The organism is Flammeovirga sp. OC4 (assembly GCF_000812565.1).
GTDB lineage: Bacteria > Bacteroidota > Bacteroidia > Cytophagales > Flammeovirgaceae > Flammeovirga.
The window spans coordinates 48,076-58,718 of sequence record NZ_JTAM01000008.1 but is presented as its reverse complement, the minus strand read 5'-3'; the positions used below and the strand labels follow the sequence as shown (position 1 = coordinate 58,718).

The 10,643-nt window shown below is 34.4% G+C and carries 10 protein-coding genes and 1 tRNA gene; 10 read left to right on the top strand and 1 reads right to left on the bottom strand.

Going from position 1 to position 10,643, the window contains the following annotated elements:
- The first annotated feature begins 13 nt into the window (after window positions 1–13).
- From PL77_RS08300 to PL77_RS08255, 10 genes are all read left to right on the top strand, one after another.
- Window positions 14–616, top strand: a complete 603-nt coding sequence (locus PL77_RS08300; protein ID WP_044203721.1) for a porin family protein — start codon at window positions 14–16, stop codon at window positions 614–616.
- A gap of 131 nt (window positions 617–747) precedes the next feature.
- On the top strand, window positions 748–2,364 hold the full coding sequence (ade, locus tag PL77_RS08295; RefSeq protein WP_044203719.1) for an adenine deaminase: 1,617 nt from the start codon (window positions 748–750) through the stop codon (window positions 2,362–2,364).
- 339 nt (window positions 2,365–2,703) lie between these two features.
- Window positions 2,704–2,777 (top strand) — tRNA-Ile (locus PL77_RS08290).
- A 181-nt stretch (window positions 2,778–2,958) separates the two neighbouring features.
- Window positions 2,959–3,750 carry a zinc ribbon domain-containing protein gene (locus tag PL77_RS08285; protein WP_044203718.1) on the top strand — a complete coding sequence of 264 codons (792 nt, stop codon included), beginning with the start codon at window positions 2,959–2,961 and terminating at the stop codon, window positions 3,748–3,750.
- Window positions 3,751–3,833: 83 nt separating this feature from the next.
- The gene (locus tag PL77_RS08280) at window positions 3,834–4,445 is read left to right on the top strand and encodes a fumarylacetoacetate hydrolase family protein (protein ID WP_044203716.1); all 612 of its coding nucleotides are present in this window, start codon (window positions 3,834–3,836) and stop codon (window positions 4,443–4,445) included.
- Between the two features lie 12 nt (window positions 4,446–4,457).
- A complete protein-coding gene (locus PL77_RS08275; protein WP_052444263.1) occupies window positions 4,458–5,612 on the top strand; it encodes a serine hydrolase in 1,155 nt (384 codons plus the stop codon).
- 13 nt (window positions 5,613–5,625) lie between these two features.
- Window positions 5,626–6,375: an RNA methyltransferase gene (locus PL77_RS08270; protein WP_044203715.1), complete on the top strand. Its 750-nt coding sequence runs from the start codon at window positions 5,626–5,628 to the stop codon at window positions 6,373–6,375.
- A gap of 82 nt (window positions 6,376–6,457) precedes the next feature.
- A complete protein-coding gene (locus PL77_RS08265) occupies window positions 6,458–7,273 on the top strand; it encodes a hypothetical protein (protein ID WP_044203714.1) in 816 nt (271 codons plus the stop codon).
- A 140-nt stretch (window positions 7,274–7,413) separates the two neighbouring features.
- The gene (gene murQ, locus PL77_RS08260) at window positions 7,414–8,220 is read left to right on the top strand and encodes an N-acetylmuramic acid 6-phosphate etherase (RefSeq protein WP_044203713.1); all 807 of its coding nucleotides are present in this window, start codon (window positions 7,414–7,416) and stop codon (window positions 8,218–8,220) included.
- A 363-nt stretch (window positions 8,221–8,583) separates the two neighbouring features.
- On the top strand, window positions 8,584–9,888 hold the full coding sequence (locus PL77_RS08255; protein WP_044203712.1) for a DEAD/DEAH box helicase: 1,305 nt from the start codon (window positions 8,584–8,586) through the stop codon (window positions 9,886–9,888).
- On the opposite strand, the gene PL77_RS08250 is transcribed toward PL77_RS08255, so the two are convergent.
- Window positions 9,885–10,616: a geranylgeranylglyceryl/heptaprenylglyceryl phosphate synthase gene (locus PL77_RS08250; RefSeq protein WP_044203710.1), complete on the bottom strand. Its 732-nt coding sequence runs from the start codon at window positions 10,614–10,616 to the stop codon at window positions 9,885–9,887. The two genes, PL77_RS08255 and PL77_RS08250, sit on opposite strands and share 4 nt — an antisense overlap.
- Window positions 10,617–10,643 lie beyond the last annotated feature (27 nt).

Sequence of the window (10,643 nt, the reverse complement as noted above, 5' to 3'; positions counted from 1 at the left end):
TACCTATTCTTATATGAAGAAAATATTTTTGGCCCTTAGTTTATTAATCGCCTCTTATTCTGTCTTTGGACAAGGTATCATGGTAGCAGGAAAGGTTGGCACAAGTATTTCAACCATTAAAACCAATCGTGCGAATGATTTCAACTACAAGCCAAATATTAATTTTGGTATAGCAGTAGAAGCCGCTACAAACGATCTATTTTCATTACAGGCAGAATGCATGTACTCTATCATTAGTTCAAAATCTGAAGGAACAACCATTAATTTGAATTATGTTGATTTTCCAATTTTAGCAAAACTTACATTTGGAAAAAAAGAGCGCTTTTTCTTCAATGCAGGCCCAATGGTAAGTATTTTGGCCAGAGCAAAAGAAAAGGGATCTGTAAATATTTTGGATGGCACATTGAGTCCCGCTGAAAACGGTGGAGAAAGAGATGGCATGAGATATTTAAATGACTCTAATTTTTCTATGGTTTTTGGAGTTGGTGCTTTGATAGACAATATAATGATAGACTTTAGGTACATTACTGGTTTTTCAGATATTTCTAGAGCAGAAGGAAACGACTTATCTGTCTCTAGGTTTGATATAACTGTAGCTTACGCTTTAGTATTTTAAGTAATCATTCTTTTAAAATGATTGTTTAAAAACACGACATAAAATTTCAACAACAATTAAATTAAATATAGACTAAGCCAAAATACTTCAAACACTGATGAGGTATTTTGGCTTTGTTCAATTAAAAACCAATGGAAAAAGAAATACAAGCATATATTGTAGATGTTCATGGAAGAGTCATCTTTCCTGGAACGTTAAAATTTAGAGGAAAAAAAATCACTTCCATCAAATACGACGAATCTGCAAAAGGTTGCAATCAATATATAATGCCAGGGTTCGTGGATGCACACATCCACATTGAAAGTTCTATGCTAGTTCCTTCTGAATTTGCAAAAATTGCAGTGAGACATGGTACGGTAGCAACAGTTTCTGATCCTCATGAGATTGCCAATGTATTAGGTGTAGAAGGTGTACAGTACATGATTGATGATGGGAAAAAAACACCTCTAAAATTTAACTTCGGTGCTCCTTCATGCGTTCCTGCTACAAACTTTGAAAGTGCAGGAGCAACTATCAATTCAAGAGCTATTGAATCTTTACTAAAAAGTAAAGACATTAAATACCTAGCTGAAATGATGAATTGGCCGGGTGTTTTATATGGAGATGCAGAAGTAAAAAAGAAAATCCTTGCTGCCAAAACACTTAATAAACCCATAGATGGACATGCCCCTGGGTTAAAAGGAGAACAAGCAAGAAAATATGCCAGTGCGGGTATATCTACCGATCATGAATGCGTGGAGCTTGATGAAGCAAGAGATAAGTTAGAAGCGGGCATGAAAATACAGATCAGAGAAGGAAGTGCTGCTAAAAACTATGAAGCCCTTGCTCCCTTGATCAAGACCAATCCTGAATCCTTAATGTTTTGTACAGATGACTCCCACCCTCACGAGTTGGTCGATTATCATATGGATAAGTTTGTACATCGCTCTATTGAAAATGGTGATGACATCTTTAATGTTATAAAAATTGCTTCCATCAATCCCATTAATCACTACAAACTTGATGTAGGACAATTAAGAGTTGGAGACTATGCCGACTTTATCATTGTAGACAGCATTACGGACTTTAATATTATTGCCACTTATATTGATGGTGAGAAAGTTGCTGAAAACGGTAAAGAGCTATTTACAACTCCAAAAGCAGAAATTATCAATAAGTTTAACTGCACCAAAAAACACACCTCCTTTTTTGATGTAGATTATCAACCTGAAGATAAAATAAGATGCATTATTGCTCACGATGGTCAACTTATTACATCTACCGAAGTGCATGAATATAAATCATTCAAAAGGAATGATATACTTAAAATGACAGTAGTAAACCGATATGAAGACACAGATCCCTCAATTGGCTTTATTAAAGGTTTTGGGTTGTTCAAAGGTGCAATTGCTTCTACGGTAGCACATGACTCACACAATATTGTTGCTGTTGGCTCATCTGACTTCGAGATTTACAAAGCGGTCAATAAAGTCATTGATATGAAAGGAGGCATTTGTATCGTTTCTGATGATGAAACAAATAGTCTTGAGTTACCGATTGCCGGATTAATGACGAATGAAAATGGAGAAGTAGTGGCTGAGCAATACCAAAAGCTACTTGATAAAGCAAAAGAGTACGGTAGTCAGTTACATGACCCTTACATGACTTTATCTTTTATGGCCTTGCTAGTCATTCCTCAACTCAAGCTGAGTGATAAAGGACTATTCGATGGTGCTACGTTTAAGTTTACAGATTTATTAGTGAAATAAAATATCATCTTGACAAAAATTAGAGGAGTATAATTATTTGCTCCTCTTGTTTTGTAAAAAGAAGATTATTCTTCGTCAAAAACACTAATAATCCCTTAATAAATGATAACGATTACAAGAATCTAAACATAGCCCTGTTTAAACAGAAAATGCATTTTTGATGAATCCTGAGTGGAAAATTGTCTATCTAGTCGACTAGATACGTTTTCTTTCATTTTTTATTCAAAAATAAATTATTGTTTTCCAACTGGTTAAAAAAATAATACAAAAAACTTTATTTTTTCTTTTGCATTGTTGGAAAACAATCTGCTATATTTGCAACGCTTTCAAGGAAAAGCAGCTCCCATAGCTCAGTTGGTTAGAGCATCTGACTCATAATCAGAGGGTCACAGGTTCGAGCCCTGTTGGGAGCACTTAATGGGGCTAACAATTGTATTGTTAGCCTTTTTTTTGCTTTATGGAAAATAGATTAGTTATTTAATTCTAATTTATACTGAATATGTCGATTTTATTTACTAAAATTGCATCTTGCATAGTATCTATAATGCATACAGGAAAAAATTTAATGTCAACACTTTAGTTTTACCAATCCCTATGGAGAATACCGTCGCCCAAAGAATCGAGGCGCTTTCGAAAGTACAACATATCGACAGCGAACTAGATGCAATCCGCAAATTACGCGGCGACTTGCCGGAAGAAGTTCAAGACTTAGAGGATGAAATCGTACGTTTTGAAACTCGTATCGATAACCTTAATGCAGATCTTGGTAGCACAGAGGCAAATATTGAACAGTTAAAAGGTAAAATTCAAGATTTCAAGAAGCGTATTACATATCTTGAAGAGCAACAAATGAATGTTAGAAATAACAGAGAATTTGATGCGATCAACAAAGAAATGGAGATGCTTGATCTTGATATACAAGTTGCACAAAAGAAAATTCGTGATAACGAGGCTGATGGCAAAGTGAAGCGTGATAAAATCGTTAATACGAAAGAAGCTTTAGAAGAACGTAGAAAAGATCTACAAGCTAAGAAAGCCGAACTTGACGAAATTATGGCGGAAAGTGAAGTGGACGAGCAAAAGCTTTTGAAGCAACGTGATAAGGCAACGAAACATCTTGATGAGAGATTATTAAGATCATATAATAAGATTAGAGAGAATTCTTCAAATGGATTAGCTGTAGTATCTGTAAAAAGAGGTGCTTGTGGTGGTTGTTTCGCAACTGTTCCTCCACAACGTCAAGCAGATATTCGTGAGAAAAAGAAGCTAATCGTTTGTGAGCACTGTGGTAGAGTTCTTACTGAAGTAGAAGTAATCGAGGAAGTGGAACCAGCTCCTAAGAGACGTTCTACTAGAGGTAGAAAAGCTACGGCTAAGAAAAAGTAATTCTATTACCGACAAAAATGGCCCGATAATAACCTATCGGGCTTTTTTTGTTTATTTACTGTACTGACACTTTTTTTATTATTATGAAAATCATTTGCATCGGTCGTAATTACGTAGACCATATTGAAGAACTAAACAACGAACGACCAACTCAACCTGTCATTTTCTCTAAGCCTGACACTGCTGTTTTGAGAAATAACGCACCGTTTTATTATCCAGAATTTTCTGAAGATATCCATCATGAAGTTGAGTTAGTAATAAAAATCTGCAAAGAGGGAAAATACATCCAAGAAAAATTTGCACATCGTTACTACGACGAAGTTGCCCTTGGCATTGACTTCACTGCAAGAGATGTCCAAAAACAATTAAAAGACAAAGGACTTCCTTGGGATCTTGCGAAAGGTTTTAATGGCAGTGCCCCTATTTCAACATTCCAACCCATCTCCAATTTTGAGTCTATTCAAAATATCAATTTTAGTGTAAAACTAAATGGAGAAGAAAAACAGAATGGAAATTCAAAAATGATGCTTTGGAATGTAGATGAAATCATTTCATTCGTCTCAAAATATATAACGTTAAGAAAAGGTGACCTCATTTTCACAGGCACACCAAAAGGTGTTTCTCCAGTTAAAATAGGCGACCGTATTGAAGGTTTTATCGAAGATCAAAAATTATTAGACTTCGAAGTTAAATAGTATTTCTTATTTGTGCGTACTTTAAATTCACTCTTCCTTTTACTTTTTTGTTTTTGTATAACATTAGGATGCCAAAAACAACCAGAAGTAAAGGAAGAAATAGTAGAAGATAACACCAGCGTCGACATTGATTCTTTATCACAGGAAGAGCTAGATCATTTTCAACATATTTTCGACTCTACATTTACAAAACTCCAAAAAACAAGACGGTTTAACGGGGTTGTTTTAGGTGCAAAAAATAAACAGATTGTCTATAAAAAGGCATTTGGTTATAGAGATGTTAGGAGAAGAACAAAATTAGAAGAAGATGATATTTTCCAACTCGCTTCAGTATCAAAGCAATTTACCGCTAGTGCTATTCTAATGTTGGAGCAAGATTCTTTACTATCTGTCAACGACTCCATCAATAAATTCTTTCCCGATTTCCCCTATCCTGGAATCACTATTAAGATGCTTCTTGATCACCGATCTGGACTTCCTAATTACATCTATTTAATGGATAGAAAATTAAAAGATAAACACACTCCTATCGGCAATCAATTGTGCATAGACTATATGTACGAGCACAAGCCGGGCAAATATGGATCACCAGATGGCAGGTTCAAATATTCCAATTCAGGCTACATGCTTCTTGCTTCAATTGTCGAAAAGGTATCCGGGTATCCATTTCCTACCTTCTTAAAGGAAAGAATTTTTACACCTTTACAAATGGATTCTACATTTACTTTCGATCCAGTAAAAGTACAACAAGACAATATCCCTTTTGGACATACAGGTAGAGGCCGAAAGTTTGAAGAATACATGTTGGATGGTGTTTTGGGAGATAAAAGTGTATATTCAAATGTTGAAGATCTTTTCAAATGGCACAAAGCACTTTTAGGAGACTCCATTTTAAGTGTTGAAAGTAAAGAAAAAGCCTTTACCTTTCATAGCCCTAAACGAAAAAGTAAATACAACTATGGTTTTGGATGGAGATTATTTAAACCTTCTGACGGAACAAAAGTTGTTTACCATGGAGGTTGGTGGAGAGGTTATTCCACCCTCTTTGTGCATTATCCTGAGTCAGAAGCATTTTTAATTATCCTAACAAATAGAGTAAATCACTCTTATGTTAATACTAACCATGTTTTTGATGCATTAGAAATTCCAGAATTTAGAAGAAGATAAATCATATAAGCCAGTGAATAAGCGTTGGAGTAAAGAAACTAGAGCATTATTGCAAAAGAAAAAACGTAAAGAAACAAATCGTTTTATTGTTGAAGGTTATAAAAATTTGGAAGAACTTTTTAGGTCACCCCTAAAAGTACATGCCCTTTTTTATACTGAAAAGCTGAATCCATTGCTCAATAAGGATCTTATTAATTCAATTTCTGTAGTCGATGAAACAACCCCCGAACTACTGAAACAAAATGGTAATTTACAAACTAATGACACTGGATTAGCGGTAGTTGAAACCCCCACTTTCAACCTACCAACAACTGAAGAACTTCCTAATTTCTGTTTAGCATTAGATGACGTACGCGACCCCGGGAATCTTGGTACTATTTTAAGAGTTGCCGACTGGTATGGTATTAAAGATATCTTCTTATCAAAACAATGTACTGATCCATTTTCCCCAAAAGTTGTTGCTTCTACAATGGGGGCATTCAGTAGAATACAGACTCATATTGTTGACCTACCCGAACTTTTAACGAAATATAAAAGTGATGGTATCCAAATTATTGGAGCAGACATGGATGGCAAAGACATTCATCAATTTATTCCTGATCAAAAGTCAATAATGGTAATGGGAAGCGAATCACATGGCATCAGTGAAGAAGTTCATCAAGTGCTTTCAACAAAAATTACGATACCTAAATATGGAGAAGCAGAATCTTTGAATGTTGCAATTGCTACAGCTATTATTTGCGACAATATAAAACGTGTTTGACATTTATTGTGAATTCTAAATGAATCATTTATAGTACGATTTATGTTAATACTATAGAATTACTTATAACATAATCAATACTATGAATATCAAATACTTTATTACTATAACTAATCACGCACCAAATTTTGACAACTCAAACATTGTTTCATTTGCACCAACTGGAGGTAACAGTTTAGCAACTTGGGTAAAATTGGATAAGAATTTTAAATGGGTAGATAAAGTATTAAAAATTAACACTGACGTATGTTTGTATACTAATGAAGAAATCTCACTTGAAACTGCTGCTCATTGGGTCTTGACAGAGTTTAGAGTGATGGAAAAATTCATTTGGAAAGATACAGTAGCTTACTCTCATCAAGAGTTAATTAGCATGGCTAACTTAGAAAACAAGCTTCTTTGGAAAGATGTTGCCTTTGCTGATCGTTTGATTTTTGATGAAAAATATCCTAGTAATTATCACTTTGCTAAAAAAGTAAATCCGCTAGCATTATCGATTGACAGAAATATCAATAAGATGCTTAGAAAAGCGGATCGTTCATTAATAATAAATAAAATTAATGACGAACTCAATTTGTTTATCATACCCTTCCAAGACAACCTTGTATTTGATGAAATTTTACATGTCATGAATAACCTTCTGATAGGTGGCCAAGATGACATTTACAAACTTGAAGCTCGTTTTCAAGAAGCCAAACATGTTGTAGGCCTGAAAAAAGTAGGACAAAAGATCATTCAAAACATCAAAATTTCAAACAAGAAAACTGGAAACTATATTTTTGGTGTTATCAATGCTAATCATCATAAAACAAAAACACTTCTTGATTTTGCAATTGAAGATCTGGATGAAGTATCCGAGCACATCCATCAAATTATTGATGAATCGCTCAATCAATAATACAAGCAAGAAATAATTATATCTTCTTCATAAAATCCAAAAGATATGTACGTCACTATGATGCAAAACTATTTCGTGTATATTTGTAACGTATAATCACAACAAACAATCTTTATAAAAGTTATACAATACTTTAAAAAATGATTACAGAGTCATCCTCAAATTATAATAACCTTGAGAAGATGGATGTAAATACACTTTTACATAGCATTAATCAAGAAGATCAAACTGTACCTTTAGCTGTAGAAAAAGCAATCCCTCAAATTGAAGCTTTGGTAAATGAAATTGTACCAAGAATGAAAAAAGGAGGACGATTATTCTATATCGGTGCAGGAACAAGTGGACGACTAGGAGTTGTTGATGCCTCTGAATGCCCTCCTACTTTTGGTGTTTCTTTTGACTTAGTTGTCGGATTAATTGCAGGTGGTGATGGTGCTATTCGTAAAGCTGTTGAACACGCAGAAGATGATGCTCAACAAGCATGGGTAGATTTAGAGAATGAAAATATATCTGAAAACGATACTTTAATTGGTATTGCCGCTTCTGGTAGAACACCTTATGTAATTGGTGGACTTGAAAAAGCTAATCAAAATAATATCCTAACGGGTTGTATTGTCTGCAATCCAGGAAGTAAAATGGCAGAAGTGGCTCAATTTCCAATCGAAGCGATTGTCGGACCTGAATTTGTAACAGGTAGCACACGAATGAAAGCGGGTACTGCTCAGAAATTAATATTAAATATGATTTCTACTTCAGTGATGATACAGCTTGGGAAAGTTGTTGGAAACAAAATGGTCGACATGCAATTGACCAACCACAAATTAGAAGAAAGAGCAATCAAAATGGTAATGGATGAAATTAATGTCGAAAGAGAGGTGGCTCAAAAATTATTGAGTAAGCATCCTTCCGTAAGACAAGCTACAGAGGCTTACAAAAATAAATCCTAAAACACCACTCATTCTTTTGTCTTTTGTGTATTTTTGATAGAACAACACTCATAATGATACATAAAGTGTTTTACTAAAAATGATGAATAAAATAGATCAGCTTATCATTTTGATAAAACACTTTACACACCAATTCAAAATTGGACTAAAATTTAAGTCTAAGAATCTAATTAGGTCTAAATTTCAAAATTGAAACAATTCCATTATAGCTATGAAGAGATTAATTAAATAAATGGAAGTTTTATAGTTAGAAGAACTGATAATACTCCTATCATTATAATAATGGATTTTGCAAAGGTGCTGTTTCAATTCTACTCCATGTGAGTTAAAACATTGATTTTTTAAAAAACAAAAATAATTATTGTGACATTCGATGATTTTGAGTTAAATGACGATCTTTTAGACGGCATTTACTCCATGAACTTCAGGGAGCCCACTCCCATTCAAGCTCAAGCTATTCCCGCAATTTTAGACGGAAAAGACTTGATTGCTTGTGCTCAGACCGGAACAGGTAAAACGGCTGCTTTCTTACTTCCTATAATGGACCAAATTCACATGTCAGATTATGACGGTACAGAAACGCATACCATTATTATTGTTCCCACAAGAGAATTAGCATTACAAATTGATTATCAAATCCAAGGATTATCCTATTATACTCCAGTTACTTCAATAGCTGTTTATGGTGGTGATTCGAGTACATTTTCAAATCAAAGAAATGCACTAAAAACGGGCGTTGATATTATTGTTGCTACTCCTGGAAAATTATTATCACATCTCAACATTGGCGCTAACGTTGGTAAGGTGAAAAATCTTATTCTAGATGAAGCTGACCGAATGCTTGATATGGGATTTTATGAGGATATTTTGCAAATTGCTTCTCACCTACCAAAGCAGAGACAGAATGTTTTCTTCTCCGCTACAATGCCTCCAAAGATTAGAACGTTGGCAAAAAAGTTATTGCACAACCCTGTTGAAATAACAATTGCAATTTCTAAGACTTCCAAAAATGTCACTCAAAAAGCCTTTCTGGTATATGAAAATCAGAAAAACTTAATGGTTGATTTCTTGGTCCAACAAGAAAATTATGAAAGTGTCATTATTTTCACTTCTACAAAATCTAAAGTAAAAGAGATTACTGATGCACTTACAAAACGTGGGTTAAGTGTTGAGGGAATAAGTTCCGATTTGGACCAGAAAGAAAGAGAAGATGTTTTGTTGAGATTTAAAGGGCAACAAACAAAAATTCTAGTTGGAACGGATATCATTTCAAGAGGTATTGATGTGGACACCGTTGAATTAGTCATCAATTTTGATGTCCCGAAAGACCCTGAAGATTACGTGCACCGTGTAGGTAGAACTGCCAGAGCATCTCGTGAAGGTGAAGCGATCACATTTATCAATGAAAATCCGAAAGAACAACAATCTTTTGCGAAAATTGAAAATCTTCTTCAATTAGAAGTAGAAAAACCTCAAAACCCAGACTTTTTAGGACCAGGTCCATCTTACAATCCAATTGTAAAAAGGAATAATAATAATCGAAGAAAATTCTACGGAAAAAAGAAGAACTTCAACAACAATACTTCTAGAGGTAATAATAGTAATTCAAAGAAAAAATATCACAAAAAACCTTTTAAGAAAGGTCCAAATCGAAATAATGGTAATTAAATCCTATTTCGTATTTCTTTCAAAAAGTTGGGGTTGTTTTCAAATGCAGTACCTATTACTACTATGTCAGCCCCAGCATCAAATTTTTCCATTACAGTTTCAACATCTCTGATTCCACCTCCCACAAATAACAACCCCTCCACTGCTTTTCGTACACCTTGAACCATTGTGTTCGAGACAGGAGTTTTTGCACCACTGCCTCCTTCTAAATAAAAACTTCTCATCCCCATTAATTCTCCAGCCATAGCTGTGCTTCTTGCAATATCATCTTTGTTATGAGGAATAGGTTGCGTATTACTCATATATTGAACAGAAGTAGTCGCCCCACTTTCCACCAAAATATATCCTAAAGGAATCGCCTCAAGATTGGCCTCTTTTACCTTATGAGCAGCATGAACTTGTTGACCAATTAAAAAATCTGGATTTCTTCCCGATATCAAAGACATAAATAAAATTGCATCGGCGTCAGGTGCAACTTGCATTGCGTTTCCCGGGAACAAAATCACTGGTTTTTTCAATTGTTTTAAATCATTAACAGTTTTATTAAGAATATTTGAAGATAAAAGGCTCCCTCCGACTAAAAATATATCTGGCAGATGATTTTTATTGCCATTTTTTAAGAAAAAAAATAGTTCATTTGTCCACCGATCCGGATCGATCAAAACTGCAAGCGTTTTTTTTTGTGATTTTTTTCGATCCAAAAGAGCTTTTTCTGTTTTTAATTGCATTTGTTAATATAAGATGATTAAACAGGA